We start from the raw sequence: 19075 nt of genomic DNA, 5'->3' as shown, positions 1-19075 counted from the left end.
ATTGGGCTACAACGCCGTGAGGACCGCGTTGTACGCGGGTTTCTTGTTGCCGTTTCGGTCGAACAGCAGCGGTGACTCACCCGAGCGCCAGGAGTCGCTGTCCCGGATTCCCCAGACCGTGATGCCGGCGCAGCGCGACACGCTCATGCAGTCCTTGACGGTGTTGGCGTACGCGGTGGGCGGTGCGGACGCGATGTCGAGCTCCGTGAGCTGGACGTCCACGCCCAGAGCCGCGAAGTTGGACAGCGTCGTCCGGAAGTTGCTCGGCGGACCGCCGTTGCCGAAGTGTGACTGGAAGCCGACGCAGTCGATCGGCACACCCCGCGACTTGAAGTCGCGGACCAACTTGTAGACGCCCTGCGTCTTGGCGGAGTTCCAGTCCTCGATGCTGTAGTCGTTGTAGCAGAGCTTCGCGGCGGGGTCGGCGGCGTGGGCGGTGCGGAACGCCTCCTCGACGAATCCGGTGCCGAGCACGTTGCGGAACACCGAGCTGCGCAACTGGCCGCTGCCGTCGTCGGCGAACGCCTCGTTGACCACGTCCCACGCGTAGATCTTGCCGCGGTAGTGGGTCACCTCGGTGGTGATGTGGTTGTCCATCACGCTGCGCAGCGTGTTCGCGTCGTTGATGCCGCTGACCCAGCCGGGCAGCTGCGAGTGCCAGACCAGGGTGTGCCCCCGCATCCGCTGGTTGTGCGCGTTCGCGTGGCTGACGATCTGGTCGGCCGGACCGAAGTTGAAGTGGTTGCGGGACGGCTCGGTGGTGTCCCACTTCATCTCGTTCTCGGGGGTGATCATGGTGAACTCGCGGTCGAGGATGCCGGCGTACTGCGCGTCGCCCAGCTTGCCCGCGGGCACGGCGGTGCCGAAGTACCGTCCCACGCCGGCCGCGGCCGCGCCGAGCGTGGTGGCGTTGACGGCGCCGGCCGTGGCCGAGGTGAACGTCACGGTCCCGGCCATCGCGAGCATGATCGCTGCCGGACCCAGCAGCTGTCGGGTCCAGCCGTTGAAGGGACGAAACATCGCGTTCCTTTCCGGGGCGCGGCGGAAGGCGGCCGCGCCGACTGATGTCTACCTTGGACAGACGCCTAGCCGAGCGTCCATTGCTGGTTGCTGCCGCCGTTGCAGGTCCACAGCTCGGCGAGCGCCCCGTCGGCGGTGGACGCTCCTGTCACGTCCAGGCACAGCCCCGACTGCGCACCGGTGATCGTGCCGTCGGCGTTGAACGTCCACTCCTGGTTGGTCTGGCCGTTGCAGGACCAGGTCTCCACCTTCGTGCCCGGACTCGTCTGGTTGCCGTAGGCGTCCATGCACAGCGTCGTGCCGCCGAGCGCGACGGTCAGCTCGTTCGACGAGCTGTGCGTCCAGGACTGGTTCGGCTGGCCGTTGCAGCCGTGGATCTGCAGCTGTGTGCCCGGCGTGGTGGTCGAGTTCGGCACGTCGAGGCACTTGCCCGCGCCGACCGCGTGCAGCGGACCGGTGCTCGTTCCGCCACCACCGCCGCTGTTGTTGTATCCGGCCGCGGTGATGTTGGCCTGCACCGCGTCCTCGGTGGCGTCGGACGGGTAGCCGGAGGTCATCACGCCTTCGTAGAAGGTGCCGACGGCTCCCTTGCTGTTGTCGCCGCCGGTGCCGAGGATGATCGCGCCCTGCTTGCGCATCGGGTTGTAGCCCGACACGTTGGGGCGGGGACCACTGTAGAACGTGGACAGGCCGCCGGACTGGGCGTTGCCGCCGCGGATGGCCCACTGGTTCGGGCCGCCCTTGATGATCGCCGTGGTGTAGCGGTAGTTGATGGTGGGGTCGTTGGCGTTGTAGTGCTGGTTCACGCCGGAGAACAGGCCGTTCTCCAGGTCGGCCATGATCCATGGGCCATTGCCCGCGCCGTAGCCCCACACTCGGATGTTGCCGAAGTAGATGGCCTCCATGGTGCCGTTGCCGTCGTCGTTGCTGTTCGTCTCGGCGTTGCCGTAGTCGAAGCAGCAGCCGCCGTTGAAGTGCGTGCCGTCGAAGATCGCGTACATGCCCTCGGGCTGGTCGCCGGTGGCGATGCCCGTGGTGTGGTTGTTGCGGTAGCCGGTGCCGGCGGCCACGTAGACGCCGTAGGCCTTGTGCCCGTTGAGGCTCGTCGGCGCCGCGGTGGCGTTGGCCAGGTTGTCCGGTCCGCCGGCCGCGCCGCCGGCGGGCGCCTGGGTGAGGTGGTTGCCCTTGCCGGACTGGTCGTAGATGATCGTGATGAGACACGTCGTGCCGGCGCAGAAGGAGTCCTGCGCGCCGGAGTCCGCATACCCGCCCGCGCTGGTGACCCCGATGTCCCGAGTCGCGTTGTCGGACGAGCGTCGCACCTGGTACAGGGAACCGCTGTACGCGCCGTACAGCGCGCGGGTCGTGCTGTGTGCGGCCACGCACGGCGTCCCACCGGCGGCGTAGATGTCACACGGTCCCTGGGAAGCGGCCGGTGCCGCGCCCACGGCTCCGCCGGTCGCGAGGAGCGTCGCCGCGATCGCTGCCAGGATCTTGGCGGCACGACGCGTCCACGTTCGAGAGACCATAGGTGAACTCCCTTGTTCACGGCCGGGTGCGATCGGCGGATGTGTGCGACTCATGTGTGGGTGCCATCCCGATCGTGGATGGACTGCCCGCGACGTCCAGCACAGCACGTACACCTGGCGACAACAAGATGAGTGTCCCTACCCTCGCGCCCCGATCACTGTTGCCGCTGGTAGGCGTCGAAATGGGTACTACTTATGGCGGTGGCGCCGTGAAAGTTCCATCCGCACGCAGACGGAGCTGCACGACGTGGCAGCGCTCATGCTCGTGCTCTCGATGACGACCGGCGCGCCGGCCGGGGGAGTGGTGCCGGGAACACCGCACGTCGACCACGGCCAACACCTGGACCGTGTGCCTGATGAACTACCGGACGCGCGCGTGGGACGTGTTCCACACCAGCAGCGGGCAGAAGGACATTCCCGTTTCCAGCTGGGACTTCTTCGAGGTCTACACCGCGTCCGGCAGCTACTGCCGCGACCTGAGCGGCAAGACGATCGAGGCCTCCGGCGTCAAGGTGTCCCGGGTGCCGGCCGCGCCGAGCAACTCCAGCCTCGACGCCCCTCGGCCCGGCAGTGCCTTCGACTGCCCGTCGATGGCGTTGGGCATCGTCCACGCCAACGACGACTGGACCGCGCGCACCAGCTAGTGCTCTGTCCATGAACGTTGGCCGGTGCTGGCCGAACGGGCGAACTCCGCGCACATGTGGGCACCGTCGGCGCCTTCCCGGAGACCTATAACCTCGCCGCCGGCATGGCCACCTCCGGTGCGATCACCGGCTGGCTCGGCGACCTCACCCGAGCCGATTTCCCCACCCTGGTCACCGAAGCGGCCGAGGCGGGCGTCGGTGCGGACGGCCTGCTGATGCTGCCCTGCTTCGCGGGCGAGCGAACCCCGCTGTTCGATCCGGACGCCCGCGGGGTCGTCGTCGGCCTGACCATCCGGCACACCCGGGGCCACCTCTACCGCGCCCGCGCTGGAGGCCACCGCGTTCGGCGTCCGGCACGACCTCGCCGCGATGGCCGCGACCGGGGGAGAGCTGCGCAGGTTGGTCGCGGTGGGCGGCGGCACCACCGGGGCGTTGTGGACGCAGATCGTCTCGGATGTGCTGCACCGTCGGAAGGATCTGCCCCGTCGGAAAGATCTGCCCCGACACACGATCGGCGCCGCCTACGGCGACGCGTTCCTCGCCGCGGTCGGCACCGGGGCGGCGAAGCCGCGCGACATCGACAGCTGGAACCCGGTCGCGCGCACCATCGAACCCAACCCCGGCCGCGCCGCCGATTACGACCAGCTCTACCAGCTGTACCTGGATCTCTACCCGGCCACCCGAGTCACCGCCCACGCCTTGCCAGCGCGCCAGCGGTGATCGGGCTGGGCCGAGTCGGATCAGATGTTGATCCAGAGCGCGGTGATCGGTTCGCTGGCGCCGGTAGTGCCTGCGACCTGGCCGTCAATAGCGGCGGGTCGCTGCCAGCCGTTGAAGTCGGGCAGATAGACGTTGTAGTTGATGTGGAGGTCGGGGTTGCTGCTGCCGACGAGCCAGACCCGGAATGCTTCCATCCGCAGGGCGCTGCCGACTGTGCCGGCCACCGCACCGTTGTACCTGTACCCCTGCCAGCCGATGTTCTCGATGTGGGTGTCGTACCCGACCTCGCCGACATCGGGCGACACGATAATTTCGATCGCCTCGATCTGGTTGCGGTAATCCCCGAGGATCGTGGCGTTGCACTCGGCGGAGGTCCAGCCGTTGTTGGGGTGATTGGAGATGGAGACCGCGTAGCAGACATTCTGCGACTGGATGTCCGAAGGTTGCGCGGCACGCTGCCGCTCGGCCCTGGTCAGGGCGGCGCTGAGATCCGCGCGCACGCTGTCCGGCACGGGTACGGCGCCGATCTCGGCGAACTGGGGTGCCGCGGACGCGGCACCGGCCGCAGGGGCCGCGGCGGCGTTCGCGGTCGCCGTCGTCAGTGGAGTCATCAGCAGAGCACAGAGCGCGGCGATTCCCGTCATTCGGGTGACCAGCCTTTTTCGCATGAGCTACCCCCTCGTGGTCGACGCAGCGAGTGGCGTCAACGCGTGACGACTCCTGGCTGCATGTTCCAGCCTTGCAGGGGCTGCCGGGCCGCGGCAAGCCGTTTTGTTCGTGGTCGAAACGCTTCCACCGCCGGCGGCTTGTACCCCGCCAAGCCGGCTTGTCGCCCGCGCTTTGTCACCGCAGCCCTCTCGCCCGGGGGCCTCCGGATGCATCATCACGGCCTCCGGCTCTGTGCCTCCGTGGTGCGGATGCCGCCATTGAGCAGTAGTCCGACGAGCGCATCGTGCCGAGTGCGCCACGGCCCGCCGGGGACTGTGAGTGACGTAGATGCTGTCCTTGCTTCCCAGCGGCGTCGCCTGTCTCGCGCGAGGTAGCCGAGCAGGACCGAGTCACCGGCCAGCACCCAATAGGTGCCCGAAGACTCGAAGTCTGCGCCGCGCTCGATCCGAACTGTATCCACATCGATCATGTCTTCGCGTGTCACTGGACGCACTCCTGTTGCGACTGGTTCCGTGACGGATTCCGTGACAGGCATCTGCTCGTCGGCTTGTTTCGGTGGGCGTTCGGTGATCGCGCGAGGTGCGGGGTTGGTGTCGGTCGTGCGAGCGGCGTTGGCTAGTGCCCTGGTCAGTTAGGTTGGCCGGGTTGGTCAGGCGGCTGGGGTGAGGTGTTGCCCGCTCCAGCGGATGCCCTTCTCGCTGCGGATGCGTGCGCGTTCCCGATGTTGGGCGGCGAGGACGTCGGGATGCCGGGCGTTGGTGTTGCGCCAGCGCAGATAGTCGTGCAGCCGTCGTGTCAGCACCGGGTGGTTGGGGTGGTTCGATCCGGCGATGACGAAGGTGCGCAGCGGCCCGAAGTGCGCCTCGATCGGGTTGGCCCACGAGGAGTAGGTCGGGGTGAAGCACAGTTCGACGTTGTTGCGGGCGGCCCAGGTGCGGATTGGCTGGCCGCGGTGGGCGGAGAGGTTGTCCAGGATGATGTAGATCGGTGCTCCGTCCGGGCGGGCGGGCGCGGATCGATTTCAGCGCGGCCAGGGTGTTGCTGGCGGACTTCCTGATGCGCACGACACCCCAGAGGGTGTCGTCGCCGACGGAGTAGCAGCCGTGGAACTGCCGGACACCGTGCAGTTTGTGGTAGTTCGCGGGCAGCCGGTCCGGATGGCTCGTGCGGGCCCAGCCGGCTCCCAGGTGGGGACGGATGGTCAGTGGGCCGAACTCGTCGAAGGCGAACACCCGGTCCGGGAACCTGCTGGTGACGTGCTCGATCCGGGCCAGCTTCGCGTCCCGGTCGGGGTCGTTGGACTCTTTCCAGGTCTTCGTGCGCTGGAAGCTGATCTCGTGTTTGTGGAGAAACTGCCGCAGCCGTTCCCGCCCGACCTGCACCACACGCCGCGGGTTGCGGGCCAGGTAGGCGGCGAGCTTGCGCAGGCTCCAGCGGGTGAACGGCCGGTCGAGTGTCTTCGGTCGGGTGGTGGCCGTCGCGACGATGAAGGCTTCGTCTTCAGGGCTGATCAGGCGGGGACGGCCACCCGCCCACTGAGGGTCCAGGCTGGCCATGCCTGTCTCGTTGAACCGGTGGATCACGCCACGGATCGCGTCCTCGTCGCCCTGGACCAGCCGCGCAATCGCCGGGACGGTGTTCCCGCCGGTCGACGCGAGCACCACCATCGCCCGGCGCAACCGCACCGCGGAGCCTGTTCCTCTTCGCGCGATCTGCTGCAGCCGCTGACCCTCATGATCGGTCAGCCTGCGCACCCGGACCGGATCTGCCATCCACTCAGCCCGACCGCATGCCGATCACCAGCGCCGAACGCTGACCGGCGTGTCGCCGGACCGGCCAACGTTCATGGACAGAGCACTAGATGGCGATGTCGGCACTGCCGACGAGCCGGTCGATCCGCAGCCGGCAGAGCAGGATGCCCGGCCCGGAGTTGCGCCGGCCGTAGTCCTCCGCCTGCCCCGCGGGCACGTACCGCTCGGCGAGCCGGATGTTCCAGGCGAGGAGGTCGTCGGGGGATTCCTCGACGACCACCTCGCCGCGCACCGAGACGAAGGCGAACGGGAACTCCTCGCTGTCCACGGTGAGCATGGCTCGCGGATTGGCGGTCAGGTGCCGCCCCTTGAGGCTGCCGCCTCCGGTGGTGAACACGATGTCGTCGCCGTCGACGGTGAACCACACGGGGGCGACATGCGGGGCGCCGGACGGGGAGGCGGTGGCGAGCTTGCCGGTGCGGGTGCCGGTCAAGAGGAAGTCGATCGCCTGCTGCCTGGTCATTTCTCGCACCACCCCATGATGCCGCATCTCGGCCGACCGCGCTGGCTGCGCCTTGCCGTCACAATTCGCCGACGTCTTCAAATAGGATTGACTCGGCCTGGGCGACGCGTGAGTATGAATCCATACCGACGGAGGAGAGGTCATGACGAACACGCGACAGCGAGGTGTGCAGCGCCCGAACCGGGGTGCCGCGTTCGCTGCCCCGCGCCCGTCGACCGGTCGTGAAAACCCGTTCGCCGAATCCCCGGCGAACGAGTGCTCCCCGCCGTGACCTGGAACTAGTCACGTCGAGGGAGCCGCCCATCGGGAAACCGATCCGGGCGGCTCTCTTCGTTTCGTGTGCTCGAATGATTTCTCGGGAACGGTGTGTGAAACCTATTCCCTGGGGCTGCGGCCGGGCGCGAGGGAGACGGCCAACCCGCCTGATTTGGGTTCAGGAGTTACCGCGTTCGACTCGCGGGCGCCCGACTTTCAAGCCCCACCGCCGGACTCGGCGGTGGGGCATCCCGGAGGACCCGGCAACGGTGTTCTCCACAGCGCGTTGGTCTAACGGTAGGGCACCGGTCTCTCAAATCGGTGGCACGGGTTCGACTCCCGTACGCGCTACATGTGAGGTCACGCATTCCACTCGGGATCGCGGCCGAGGTACCGGAGCAGGCTGCCGACGGGTCCGTCGGCCCCGGGCAACGCAGGTCCGTAGGCGAAGGGCCGCAACGGCTCGGCGACCTGCTTGGCCACCGCGAGCAGCGCCGTCGCCAACTCGTCCGACAACGGTGACGGCTGGCCGGTCGCCACGGCGATGTCCCACGCATGCACCGCTGCGTCCAGCGCGCAGGCTCCGATGGCGACCTCCGCCGACAGTGGACCGATCGGCAGCGGGGTTGGCACCTCCGTAGCGTCGGCGGGCACCGCAGCGAAGGCCGCCGCGGACGCGATCAGCGCTGGCGCCAGCAGGGAAAGCGGCTCGCCGTCGAGGTGACCGGACGGGGCGAACGGGTTCTCGCTCGGGAAGCCGTGCCCGGTGAGGGTCGCCGCGTAGCCGAGCTGGTCGCAGGTCGCGTGCTGGAACACCTGCGTCACGTTCCAGTCGGCGCACGGCGTGGGCAGCGTCCAGTCGGTGACCCCGCGGACGGCCTGGCGCAGCGCGCGGTGCGCCTCGTCGAGCACCGGCCACCTTCCGGACAGCGCGGCGAAGAACTGGCGGATGTCGCCGACCAGCAGGTCCGTCGCCTCGTGTGCGGCGTAATGGCCGGCGGCGTCGCGCGGCCCGCCGGTCGGAAGCCCGGCGTCGTAGGAGTTCCAGCTGACGATGTTCGCGTGGTCGCGCTCTGCGAACCGGCGGATCGACTGGAAGTCGCCCTTGAACATCGCGAGGCCGGTCGGCGTGGTCGTCGGCCCGGCGGGCTGCTCGGTGCAGTGCGCTTCCTCGTAGTAGAAGCGGATCGCCGAGCCCGCGGTGCGGGTCAGCCAGTACAGGGCGACGTTGGCCAGCACGAAGTCGGCATCGAGGTGCTCGCCGAACAGCTGGGCGTTCCACGCCAGCAGCCCCAGCGGCGAGTCGGCCAGCGCGAAGGCGAGGGTGTGCGGCTGCTGGCTGTGCAGCAGGTTGAACGAGAACATCTCGTCCTGGAACCACTTGAGGTGCGCGAGCGCCGCCTGGTCGGCGTCGCTGAGGCCGGCGAACTCGGCCGGGTCGCCGGACGGGAACGAGAACAGCTGCGTGACGTGCACGCCGACGACGTGCTCGCCGTCGATCCGGCCCAGCTCGGGGGAGATCATCGAGCCGGCGTCGTTGCCGACCGCCCCGTACGAGTCGTAGCCGAGCCGGGCCATCAGCTCCGCCCAGGCTCGTGCGGTGCGGTAGCGGTCCCAGCCGGCGGCGCGGACCGGGCCGGAGAAGCCGAAGCCGGGCAGGGACGGGATGACCAGGTGGAAGGCCGGCTGCCCGGCGGGCGGCTCGGTGAGCGGGCCGACGACGTCCAGGTATTCCAGCACCGAGCCGGGCCAGCCGTGGGTGAGCACCAGCGGCGTCGCGTCCGGGCGGGGCGAGCGGACGTGCAGGAAGTGGATCGTCTCGCCGTCGATCTCGGTGGTGAACTGAGGGAGGGCGTTGAGCCGGGCCTCGACGGCGCGCCAGTCGAAGCCGTCCAGCCAGCGCTCGGCCAGGCCACGCACCCGGTCGCCGGTGACGCCGTAGGTGGCGGGCAGCTCGTCGGGCCACAGCGCGCGGCGCAGCCGGGCGGCCAGGTCGTCCAGCTCGGCCTGCGGGACCTCGACGCGGAACGGGTGGATGGCGGGGACCGTCATGACTGCTCCTCGACTGGCAGAACGGAATGCTTCGTTCCGAACTGTAGCAGAGCGGAATGATCCGTTCCACTGCTAGGGTGGGCCCATGTCGACCACGCTCGATCCCGCCGGCCTGCCGGGCCGCCGCGGCCAGGCCGCCCGCAACGACCTGGTCATCCTGGAAGCCGCCCGCGAGGTGTTCCTCGCCGACGCGAAGGCGCCGATCGCGGCCGTCGCCGAGCGCGCCGGCGTCGGCATCAGCGCCCTGTACCGGCGCTATCCGGGCAAGGAGGACCTGCTGCGGCGGCTGTGCCACGACGGCCTGCTGCTGTTCATCGCCGAGGCCGAGGCCGCCGCCCTCGAGCCCGATGGCTGGCTCGCGCTGACCGGCTTCCTCCGCCGGGTCGTCGACGCCGACGTGCACTCGCTGACCGTGCACCTCGCCGGCACGTTCACGCCCACCCCCGAGATGCACGCCTCGGCCGTCCGGGCCAACGACCTGGTGGCGGAGCTCGTCGACCGGGCGCACGCGAGCGGCCGGCTTCGGCGCGACGTCGTCGTCCACGACGTCCCGATGATCCTCGAGGGCTGTGCCGCGGTCCGGGCGGACGATCCGGAACGGACCCGCCAGCTGCGCCACCGCCACCTCGCGCTGCTGCTCGACGGCCTCGGCCTCGCCACCGACGAGCCGCTGCCCGGCCCGCCGCCCGTCCCCGGCGAGCTCTCCGGCCGGTGGTGATCAGCCTGACGGAGTGAGCACCCTGGCGATGTCCGCACGCCGCTGGCGGGCCTGTTTCGGCATGTTCCAGCCGAGCACGCCGACGAGTTCGCCGTCAACGCGGTAGTCGGCGACGAACCGCCGGTCCTCCGGCGACCCGTCCACGATGGACACTTCCGCGTCGGCGGGCAGCAGGCCGTGCACGTGGATCCGGGCGTCGAACTGGTTGGTCCAGAAGTACGGCACCGGTGCGTACGGCCGGTCCTCGCCGAGGATGTTGCCGGCGACGGCGACCGCCTGCTCGGTCGCGTTGGTGCGATTCTCCAGCCGTAGCAACGAGTCGAACGTCTCATGGTGCCAGCGCGCGACGTCACCGGCGGCGTAGATGCCGTCCGCCGCACGGCAGCGGGAATCGCACACCACGCCGTTGTCGCAGCGCAAGCCGCTGCCCGACAGCCACTCCGTCACCGGCGCGGCGCCGAACGCCACCACGACGACGTCGGCCGGCAGGACGGTGCCATCCGCCAGCTGCACGCCGGCGATCCGCCCGTTCTTCCCAACCAACCCGATGGTCGCGGTGCCCAGTCGCAGCTCGACGCCACGCTCGGTGTGCAGCCGCGCGAGCAGACCCGCGGCCAGCGGGCCGAACTGCATCGCCATCGGCGCGGGCTGCGGGCCGGTGAGGGTCACGCGTGCGCCCATGGCGGACAAGGTGGCCGCGATCTCGGAGCCGAGCACGCCGTCCCCGACAACCACCACCCGCGAACCCGGCCACACGTCCGCACGCAGCGCCAACGTGTCGTCGAGAGTGCGCAGGACGTGCACGCCGGCCAGGTTCTCCTGCCCGGGCAGCGTTCGTGGCCGCAGTCCGGTCGCGATCACCACCGCCTCCGCCGTCAGCACGCGGCCCGCCGCGGTGCGGACCGTGCGGGTGGCGGCGTCCAGGCTGACCGCCGAGTCGCCGAGGAGGAACTCTGCGTCCAATGAGGACAGTGCGTCCGGCGGACGGAGCCGCGCGCGCTCGGGCTCCCAGTCCCCGGCGAGGACCTGTTTGGACAGTGGCGGTCGATCGTAGGGCAGGTGGGCCTCGGCCCCCAGGACGGTCACACGGCCGGAATAACCCTTGCGGCGCAGGGCCTCCACGGTCGCGAGGCCGGCGGCCGAAGCGCCGACCACCAGCACGTCGGCAGGCGAGCTCACGCGTCCTCGCCGACCGAGATCGCCGCGCCGGGGCACACACTGGCGGCCTCCCGCACGATCGCATGCAGGTCCTCGCCGGGGCGCTCGTCGAGCAGGATCACGATGCCGTCCTCGTCGCGCTGGTCGAACACGGCCGGCGCGAGCAGCACGCACGTGCCGGCGCCGCAGCACTTCTCCTCGTCCACGGTGACCTTCATGTTCATTCGCTCCGTTCGTTCGGGTGGGTGGTCACCGGTGCCTGCCACAGGCCGACCAGTGCGTCGATCAGGCCCGTCGCGGCCTCCTGCCAGGTGGCGCGCGGGGTCGGGGTCCGGTCGGCCAGCGCACGTTCGCGCTCGGCCATCATGTGCAGCACCAGGATTCGGGTCATGTCACTGCGTTCGGCGACGACCTCGGCCGGCAGGTCGGGCAGCCGCCGCCGCAGGCCGTCCACGATCCGCACCATCGCCGGCGACGACTGCGACTCGTCGATGATGATCGGCCGCAGCGAGGGGTCGGCCATCACCTGCTCGGCGAACCGGGCGTACCAGGTCGGACTGCCCAGCGCCGCGAGGTGCTCGGCGACCGGGTGCACCAGGCAGCCGAGCCAGGCCCGAAGGTCCGCGCTCTCGCCGGTCTCGCCCACCAGTCGCTGCCGGGCCTCCTCGATCGCCGCCGAGTGCTTGCGGGCGATGGCCCGCACCAGGTCCGCCTTCGTACCGAAGTGGTAGCCGACGGCGGTGTTGTTGCCCTGCCCGGCGGCCTCGCCGATCTGCCGGTTGGACACCGCGAGCACCCCCTGCTCGGCGAACAGCCGCTCCGCGACGGCCAGGATCGCCTCACGCGTCGCGTGGGCCCGCACGGCCTTGCCGGCGTCGTTGCCCGTCGCCTTGGCCATCACGGCGTCACCACCGAACCGGGAGTTCGCGCAGGCCGCCGACGGCGAGCCCCTCGACCCGGCGCAGCTCGTCCGCGGGGACGTCGAGTTCCAGCGTCGGCAGCTTGCGCAGCAACACCTCCAGCGTCACCTGGAGCTCGGTGCGGGCCAGCGGCTGGCCGAGGCACGCGTGCGCGCCGGCGCCGAAGGCCAGGTGCGGGTTGGGGCTGCGGCTCAGGTCGACCTCGGCGGCCTCCTCGAAGGCACGCTCGTCGCGGTTGGCCGCCGCCATGCTGCACATCGCGGTGGTGCCGCTGGGCAGCACCGTGCCGGCGACCTCGAAGTCCTCGGTGATGTACCGGGCCATGCCGACGCCGGCGTTGGCGTCCGTCCGCAGCGCCTCCTCGACGGCGGTGCGCACCAGCGACGGGTCGGCGAGCAGTTGCTCCCAGCGGGTGCGGTCGGCCAGCAGCATCGCCACCATCTTGGCGATCATGTTCGCGGTGGTCTCGTGGCCGGCGATGAGCAGGCCGATGCCGGTGGCGGCGAGCAGCGCGTCGGACCAGGACTCGCCGTCCGCGTCGGTGTCGGCGATCAGCGCGCTGAGGATGTCGTCGGCCGGCTCCGCGCGCTTGGCGGCGATGTGCCCGCCCATGTACCGGCCGAACTCGGCCTGCGCCTGGTCGAACTCGGCCTGGCTGTAGCGGGTCATGCTGAGCATGACGTCGGACCAGTGGGCGAACCGGTCCCGGTCGGCGTCCGGCACGCCGAGCATGTCGCAGATGACCCACACCGGCAGCGGGAAGGCCAGCGAGGCCTTGAGGTCGGCCGGCGCGCCCTTGGCCACCATATCGTCGATGAGCTGCTCGGCCATGGCGGCGATGCCCGGGCGCAGCGCGTTCATCCGCTTGGCGGTGAACCACTTGCCGATCATCCGGCGCCAGTTCAGGTGGGCCGGGCCGTGCTGCGGGATCACGGTGGCCATCTCGCTGTTGAACACGCCGCCGGACTCGGTGTCGGCGACCCGGGCGGCGTCGTCGTGCGGCGTCGGCCGGGTGAAGCGCGGGTCGGACAGCACCGCGCGGACGTCGTCGTAGCGGGTGATCAGGGTCGCCTCGTCGCCGCTGGCCAGCACCACCCGACCGACCGGGCACCGGTCGCGGAACTCGGCCCACTGCGCCGGCGGCTCGAGCGCGGCGGGCGTCTCGAACGGGAAGCGGGGGAGCTGCTCGGCGTCGCTCTGGGTCATCTCTGAACTCCTTCTCGGGATGCCGGTCCGACGTCGAGGGTGGCCGACGACTTGAATTAAGTCAAGCGACTGACTTAACCTGCCGCCGTCCGTCCAGCCGTGACCGGAGGCCCCCATGTCCCGATTGCCCGCCGTCCGCCCGAACCTCGTCGTGCTGGTGCTGGCCCTGGGCGGGATCGTCGTCTCGCTGATGCAGACCCTGGTCGTCCCGCTCATCCCGCGGCTGCCGGCGCTGCTGCACGCCTCCGCCGCCGACAGCACGTGGGTGATCACCGCCACCCTGCTCGCCGGCGCGGTCGCGACGCCGGTGGTCGGCAGGCTCGGCGACCTGTACGGCAAGCGGCGGATGCTGCTGGTCAGCCTGGTGCTGCTGGTCGCTGGCGCGGTGGTCGCGGCGCTCAGCGACACGCTCGTGCCGATGATCGTCGGGCGGGCGCTCCAGGGCCTCGCCGCCGGCGTCATCCCACTCGGGATCAGCATCATGCGGGACGAGCTGCCCGCGGAACGGCTCGGCTCGGCCACCGCGACGATGAGCGCGTCGCTGGGCGTCGGCGGCGCGCTCGGTCTGCCGGCGGCCGCGTTCCTGGCCGAGAACACCGACTGGCACGTGCTGTTCTGGACGGCAGCCGGACTCGGTGTGCTCGTCACCGTGCTGGTGTCGACGTGCGTGCCGGAGTCCAGCACACGCGCCCGTGGACGGTTCGATCTCGTTGGCGCCGCAGGCTTGTCGGCCGCGCTCGTCTGCCTGCTGCTGGCGATTTCCAAGGGGGCGGCCTGGGGTTGGACGAGCGGCGTCACCCTCGGCCTGTTCAGTGCCGCGGCGGCCGTGCTGCTGCTGTGGGGCTGGTGGGAACTGCGTACGGCGTCGCCGCTGGTGGACCTTCGCACCACTGCGCGCCGTCAGGTGCTGCTGACCAACCTCACCTCGGCCGTGTTCGCCTTCGCCATGTTCGCGATGTCCCTGGTGCTGCCGCAGATCCTGCAACTTCCCGCGGCCACGGGGCACGGCCTCGGCCAGAGCCTGCTCGTCACCGGCCTCGTGCTCGTGCCCTCCGGGCTCGTCATGCTTATGATCGCTCCGCTGTCCGCGCGCATCACGTCGACCGCCGGTCCCAAGGTCACCCTCATGCTCGGCACCCTCGTCGTCGCCGCCGGCTACGGGCTCGGCGTCGGCCTCATGTCGGCCGTCTGGCAGCTCCTGCTGGTGTCGGCCGTGATCGGCGGCGGCATCGGCCTCGCCTACGGGGCCATGCCCGCCCTGATCATGGGTGCCGTGCCGGTCTCCGAGACTGCGGCCGCCAACAGCCTCAACACCCTGATGCGCGCCATCGGCACCTCGGTCTCCAGCGCCGTCGCCGGTGCTGTCCTCGCCCAGTTGACCGTGCGCTTCGGTCCTGCGGCGATCCCCACCGAAGGCGCTTTCCGCCTGGTCATGGCGCTCGGCTGCGCAACTGCGCTCGCCGCGCTCGCCATCGCCGCGTTCATTCCCGGCACAGGCCCCGTCCGTCCGCGGCCGGTGCCGGAGCGGGCTATGGCCGGCGATAGATCGTGATGGAGTCGCCGACCTCGTCGATCGGTGTGCTGGTGGCGATCAGCGCGACGAGACGGTCGTCCTCCTCGGCGACGGCCGAATCCGACACGACGAGCAGCCCGTGCACCTGGTTCGGCGGGGCCGCGAGCGGGTCGGCGGCGCGGATCCCGTAGTACGACGGCAGACCGCCGCCCTTGTAGACGAGCCAGACCCGGTCGCCCGGGTAGCGCTGCCTCAGCCGGTCCGCCAGCCGGCCCAGATCCTGGCCCCAGTCGACGTTGGAGTCGTGCAGGCTCAGATGGGTCCGGCTCGGGCCGCCGAACGCCTCGTTCGAGTACGGCAGGTAGTAGGGGAAGGTCCGCAGCGAGCTCACCGCCGCGAAGACGACCAGAACCGCCGCCGCGATGTGAACCCACCGCCGGCGGAGGACGACCACACCGGCCGCCGCGACCGCCAGGAACATCGGCACGAAGATCACGTACCGGACGCCGAGGTCGCGGTTGCTGGTCATGGTCGCGGCCATCAGCGCGGCGGTCGGCGCGAGCAGGTAGGGCGCTGTGGGGCGCAGGCGCGGGACCGCCACCAGCACGACCGCGCCGGCCAGCCACAGCGCCAGCATTCCCAGCGGCGCCTTCACCAGCAGCGCGGCCGGCAGGTAGTACCAGAGGGCGCCGACGTAGTGCCGGCCGAACAGGAAGCCGCCCCACACCTGGTCCTCGAGTCCGAACTGGAGCCGCATCCCGTCCCGGTACGGCTTGGGCAACGGCAGCCAGTCGACGAGCGTGCCCAGACCGTGGGCCGCGGGCAGGTTCGGCGGCGTTTCCCAGCGCAGCAACGGATCCACCGCGAGGTAGGACGCCCACACCACGGCGATCGCGATCACCGCCACGGCGACTGTTGCCACTGCCGCGAGCCGGACCGTGCGGTGGGCATGCCACATGGAGAGCGCGGCCAGCGGCAGCAGCACCGGCACCGCGGCAAGGGCGATCATCTTCGTGGCCACCGCCGCGCCGAGGGCGATTCCCGCGAGCGGGAGACACAGCGTGGGACGGCGTCGGGCTCGCCACAGCAGCCAGACCGACGTCAACAGGAATCCCGCCACCGGCACGTCGAGCGTCGCCAACGACCCGTGCGCGATGACGTCCGGTGAGAACGTGTAGAGGCCGAGCGCCAGCAATCCGCCGACGGGGCCGACCAGATCGCTGGCGAAGGCGAAGACGACCAGCCCGAACAACAGCGTCAGCACGATCACCGGCAGCCGGGCGAACAGCATCAGCCGCGCCGGGTCGTTGCCGGACTCGTACAGCACCTTTCGGCCCAGCTGCGTCTCGTCACCCACGAAGGCCGGATCGAGCCGGGGGTGCGCGAAGGCAACCCCGGCCGCGATGACCAACTTGCCCAGCGGCGGATGCTCGGGGTTGTAGCGGAGGCTGTGCTGCTCCAGGTAGACGACCGCCGTGCCCACGTACACCGGCTCGTCGGTCGTCGGCGACTGCTGCACCGCCACCGTGATCATCGCGACCGCCAGCTGAGCCAGCAGCGCCGCCACGACAGGCCATCGCCCGTGCCGACGCAGCCAATCAACCCAGCCACCGGCCGGCGGCGCGTCGCTCGTCCGCACGCCGCCCCGGCGGATATGCCCACGGGTGACCGTCATCGTCGCTCCGGTCGCAGCTGCAACACCACGACCGTGCCACCGTTTCCGGGGTCGGGCAACGCGAATCAAATCCCGCCCTGCCGGTGCGTGAAGACGCCGCCGACCGCGGTCGCCAGCACCGGGATGGCGTGGATGTCGTGCACCGCGACGTCCGCGGGGTGCTCGGCGAGGAAGACCATGTCGGCGAGCTGCCCGGGCACCAGGCGCCCCTTGCCGTCCTGCTGGCCGGTGACTCGGCTGGAGCCCTCGGTGGCGGCGCGGACAGCCTCCTCGACGGTGAGGCGTTCCGCTGGTGCGTAAGGCAGTCCCTCCTCGGTCAGACGTTCGACGAACGCCTGGATCCCGCCGAGGGGAGCGCCGGGTGCGACGGGGCGGTCGGAGCTGAGCGCGACCGGCAGGCCGGCGTCGAGCAGGCTGCGGGCGCGATGGGACCAGGTGCTGCGGCCGTCCCCGATGGCCCGTCGCATGCCTTCGCCGAACGCGGGGATGAAGTTCGGCTGCACGACGCAGGCGACCCCGAGCTCGGCGAGCCTGGCGACCTGGTCGGGCCGTACGACCGTGCCGTGTTCCACCCGGTTCGGCACGCCGCGTCGGCCGTGCCGCGCGATCGCCTCCTCGATGATGTCCAGCGCGACGTCTAGTGCGGCGTCGCCAACCGCATGCAGCGCCAGCGACCAGCTGGCGGCATAGGCGTCCAGGACCCGGCGGCGCAGGGATTCCTCGTCCTCCTGGAGGTAGCCGTGGTTGTCGGGGCAGCCCTCGTAGTGGTCGCTCATGCTGGCGGTGCGGCCGAGGATCGATCCGTCGGTGAAGACCTTGACGGGGCCGAGTTGCAGCCGGTCATCACCCCATCCCGTGCGGACGCCGGCGCCGAGGCCGAGGCGGGCGGGTTCGTCGGCGTGCCCGGGCAGGGCGGACAGCGCGTCGATGACCGGCATGACCTGCATACGGGTGCGCAGCACGCCCTGCTCCAGGGCGTTCTGGTACGCCGCCAGCTCGCCCGGCGCGTGCCCGATCCAGCCGCCGGCGACACCTGCGTCGGTGACGCTGGTCAGCCCCTCCCGGGCGTACTGCGCGGTGGCCAGGTCGAGGGCCCGTTCGATCGTGTCCAACCGGTAGGGAAGCAGCACGTCCTGCACGAACGCCATCGCCCGTTCCTCCAGGACGCCGGTGGGTCGCCCGGTCGCATCCAGGACGATCCGGCCGCCGTCGATCTCCTGGTGGAGATGGTCGCCCACCGCGGTGCGGCGCAGGCCCTCGCCGTTGAGCTGGCAGGAGTGGCCGGAGGCGTGCTTGATCCAGACCGGCCGGCCGCCGCTGACCCGGTCGAGCACGTCACGGTCCGGGACCGCGCCGCGGAGCAGGACGGGGTTGAAGCCGGAGGCGATGATCCAGTCATCGGGGCCGCCGTCCCGGGCACGGTCCCCGATCGTGCGGTACACGTCGTCCAGGGACTGCACCGCGGTGAGATCGGTCTCCAGCAACGTCATGCCGAACCAGACACTGTGCGCGTGCGCGTCGTTGAAGCCGGGCAGCACCGCGTGGCCGCGCGCGTCGACCCGGTCACGGGCCTGGAGAGCCTCGACGTCCGCGCCGCTGGCGACGACGCGTCCGCCGAGGACGGCCAGTGCGTCGACAATGGGCGTTTCCGGGTCGCCGGTGTGGATTCGCCCGTTCTCAACGACCAGATCGACGATCATCCGACGCCCTCACCCTTGATGTTGCCGCGGGCCCAGACAACCACGGGCGCGAGGCCGCCAGCAATCAGGGCTGGATGTTCTCCAGGTCCGCCAGCAGGCTCGGGTGCTTCGGCTCCCAGTCGAGCGCCTGCCGGGTGTGGGCGCTGGACGAGGGCTGGTCGGCGGCGAAGATGACGCCGAGCGGGCCGTAGGTCTCCACCGGCACGGACTCGACGGGCAGGCCCAGCCGCCGGCCGATGACGGCCGCGATGTCGCGCACCTGGTCGCCCTCGTCGGCGACGGCGTGCCAGGAGGTGCCGGCGTCCGCGCGCTCCAGGGCGAGTCGGAACAGGACGGCGGCATCGAGGGCGTGCACGGCCGGCCAGCGCTGCGTGCCGTCGCCGGGGTAGCCGGAAACTCCACTCCGGCGGGCAATCCCGGTCAGCACGCCGGCGAACCCGCCCGCGCCCTCGTTGTGGACGGTCCGCGGCAGGCGGACGGCCGAGCTCCGGACGCCGCGCGAGGCCAGGTCCAGAACCCCGGCCACGGTGCGGCCGCGACCGCCGACCGGACCCTCGCTCGGAACCGAGTCGGCCTCGGTGGAGGCGCGGCCCGGCACTGCGGGCGTGCCGGAGCAGACGACGAAGGGCCGACCGCTGCCGACCAGGGCCTCGCCGAGGGCGGCGACGGCGGCGCTTTCCTCGGCGACCGCGTTCGCGACGGCCTCGGGGCTGCTGAAGTCGTTGGCGAAGGCCAGGTGGATCACGCCGTCGGCCTGGGCGGCGGCGGTGCGCAGGACGTCCAGATCGGCCAGACCGCCGCGGATCGGCTCGGCGCCGGCCGCCGTGGCGGCCTGGGCGGAGGCGTCGGAGCGGGCGAGTGCGAGGACGGAGTGGCCGTTGCTCAGCAGCTCGGCGACGACGGCGGACCCGATCAGACCGGTGCCGCCGGTGATGAAGACGCGCATGGAACTCTCCCGCGAGTGATGGGACTCTTGTCCCGTCACCGTACCAGAGTGATGGGACAAAAGTCCCATCGCCTAG

17 protein-coding genes, 1 tRNA gene and 1 pseudogene are annotated in these 19075 nt (G+C 70.7%); 6 read left to right on the top strand and 13 right to left on the bottom strand.

The genetic code is table 11. From position 1 onward, the window contains the following. Positions 1–6: 6 nt before the first annotated feature. Both BCF44_RS49760 and BCF44_RS49755 read right to left on the bottom strand, forming a co-directional pair. Entirely contained in the window at positions 7–1020 is a 1014-nt protein-coding gene (locus tag BCF44_RS49760) for a glycoside hydrolase family 10 protein (protein WP_116181597.1), read from the bottom strand. 65 nt (positions 1021–1085) lie between these two features. Further along, positions 1086–2549, bottom strand: coding sequence for an arabinofuranosidase catalytic domain-containing protein (locus tag BCF44_RS49755; protein WP_116181596.1), 1464 nt, complete (start codon positions 2547–2549; stop codon positions 1086–1088). A gap of 356 nt (positions 2550–2905) precedes the next feature. Between BCF44_RS49755 and BCF44_RS49750 the strand changes: the two genes are divergently transcribed. From BCF44_RS49750 to BCF44_RS59045, 3 genes and pseudogenes are all read left to right on the top strand, one after another. After that, a complete protein-coding gene (locus BCF44_RS49750) occupies positions 2906–3193 on the top strand; it encodes a hypothetical protein (protein WP_116181595.1) in 288 nt (95 codons plus the stop codon). Between the two features lie 104 nt (positions 3194–3297). After that, positions 3298–3456 (top strand): annotated as a pseudogene (locus BCF44_RS59050) (sugar kinase); the annotation flags it as partial. A gap of 106 nt (positions 3457–3562) precedes the next feature. Then, complete coding sequence (locus BCF44_RS59045; protein WP_342775747.1) at positions 3563–3913, top strand: hypothetical protein; 351 nt, start codon at positions 3563–3565, stop codon at positions 3911–3913. 20 nt (positions 3914–3933) lie between these two features. On the opposite strand, the gene BCF44_RS49740 is transcribed toward BCF44_RS59045, so the two are convergent. From BCF44_RS49740 to BCF44_RS49730, 3 genes are all read right to left on the bottom strand, one after another. Next, complete coding sequence (locus tag BCF44_RS49740; RefSeq protein WP_116181594.1) at positions 3934–4581, bottom strand: hypothetical protein; 648 nt, start codon at positions 4579–4581, stop codon at positions 3934–3936. Between the two features lie 390 nt (positions 4582–4971). Further along, positions 4972–6354: a helix-turn-helix domain-containing protein gene (locus tag BCF44_RS59405; protein ID WP_211353608.1), complete on the bottom strand. Its 1383-nt coding sequence runs from the start codon at positions 6352–6354 to the stop codon at positions 4972–4974. A gap of 85 nt (positions 6355–6439) precedes the next feature. Next, on the bottom strand, positions 6440–6856 hold the full coding sequence (locus BCF44_RS49730; RefSeq protein ID WP_116181593.1) for a PPOX class F420-dependent oxidoreductase: 417 nt from the start codon (positions 6854–6856) through the stop codon (positions 6440–6442). 535 nt (positions 6857–7391) lie between these two features. Here BCF44_RS49730 and BCF44_RS49725 point away from each other — a divergent pair. Then, positions 7392–7462: transfer RNA gene (locus BCF44_RS49725), tRNA-Glu, on the top strand. 9 nt (positions 7463–7471) lie between these two features. Here BCF44_RS49725 and BCF44_RS49720 read toward each other — a convergent pair. Beyond that, entirely contained in the window at positions 7472–9163 is a 1692-nt protein-coding gene (locus tag BCF44_RS49720) for a TIGR03086 family metal-binding protein (RefSeq protein WP_116181592.1), read from the bottom strand. 85 nt (positions 9164–9248) lie between these two features. Between BCF44_RS49720 and BCF44_RS49715 the strand changes: the two genes are divergently transcribed. Further along, positions 9249–9881 carry a TetR/AcrR family transcriptional regulator gene (locus BCF44_RS49715; RefSeq protein ID WP_116181591.1) on the top strand — a complete coding sequence of 211 codons (633 nt, stop codon included), beginning with the start codon at positions 9249–9251 and terminating at the stop codon, positions 9879–9881. On the opposite strand, the gene BCF44_RS49710 is transcribed toward BCF44_RS49715, so the two are convergent. From BCF44_RS49710 to BCF44_RS49695, 4 genes are read right to left on the bottom strand one after another with little or no spacing between them, the layout of a single operon-like run. Beyond that, a complete protein-coding gene (locus BCF44_RS49710; RefSeq protein WP_116181590.1) occupies positions 9882–11060 on the bottom strand; it encodes an NAD(P)/FAD-dependent oxidoreductase in 1179 nt (392 codons plus the stop codon). Next, the gene (locus BCF44_RS49705; RefSeq protein ID WP_116181589.1) at positions 11057–11257 is read right to left on the bottom strand and encodes a ferredoxin; all 201 of its coding nucleotides are present in this window, start codon (positions 11255–11257) and stop codon (positions 11057–11059) included. Before BCF44_RS49705 ends, BCF44_RS49710 begins: the two co-directional genes overlap by 4 nt. Positions 11258–11259: 2 nt before the next feature. After that, a complete protein-coding gene (locus BCF44_RS49700; RefSeq protein ID WP_116181588.1) occupies positions 11260–11937 on the bottom strand; it encodes a TetR/AcrR family transcriptional regulator in 678 nt (225 codons plus the stop codon). Between the two features lie 7 nt (positions 11938–11944). After that, entirely contained in the window at positions 11945–13165 is a 1221-nt protein-coding gene (locus tag BCF44_RS49695; protein ID WP_116181587.1) for a cytochrome P450, read from the bottom strand. A 115-nt stretch (positions 13166–13280) separates the two neighbouring features. Between BCF44_RS49695 and BCF44_RS49690 the strand changes: the two genes are divergently transcribed. After that, a complete protein-coding gene (locus BCF44_RS49690; RefSeq protein WP_116181586.1) occupies positions 13281–14717 on the top strand; it encodes an MFS transporter in 1437 nt (478 codons plus the stop codon). Here the strand turns inward: BCF44_RS49690 and BCF44_RS49685 are convergent. From BCF44_RS49685 to BCF44_RS49675, 3 genes are all read right to left on the bottom strand, one after another. Continuing rightward, entirely contained in the window at positions 14695–16353 is a 1659-nt protein-coding gene (locus BCF44_RS49685; RefSeq protein ID WP_116181585.1) for an ArnT family glycosyltransferase, read from the bottom strand. The genes BCF44_RS49690 and BCF44_RS49685 overlap by 23 nt on opposite strands. Before the next feature lie 65 nt (positions 16354–16418). After that, on the bottom strand, positions 16419–18053 hold the full coding sequence (locus BCF44_RS49680) for an amidohydrolase (RefSeq protein ID WP_116181584.1): 1635 nt from the start codon (positions 18051–18053) through the stop codon (positions 16419–16421). A 64-nt stretch (positions 18054–18117) separates the two neighbouring features. Beyond that, complete coding sequence (locus BCF44_RS49675) at positions 18118–18999, bottom strand: SDR family oxidoreductase (protein WP_116181583.1); 882 nt, start codon at positions 18997–18999, stop codon at positions 18118–18120. Between the last annotated feature and the right edge of the window lie 76 nt (positions 19000–19075).

Source organism: Kutzneria buriramensis, assembly GCF_003387475.1.
GTDB classification, from domain to species: domain Bacteria; phylum Actinomycetota; class Actinomycetes; order Mycobacteriales; family Pseudonocardiaceae; genus Kutzneria; species Kutzneria buriramensis.
The sequence above is the reverse complement of the archived record's forward strand: the minus strand, read 5'-3'. Positions and strand labels throughout refer to the sequence as shown.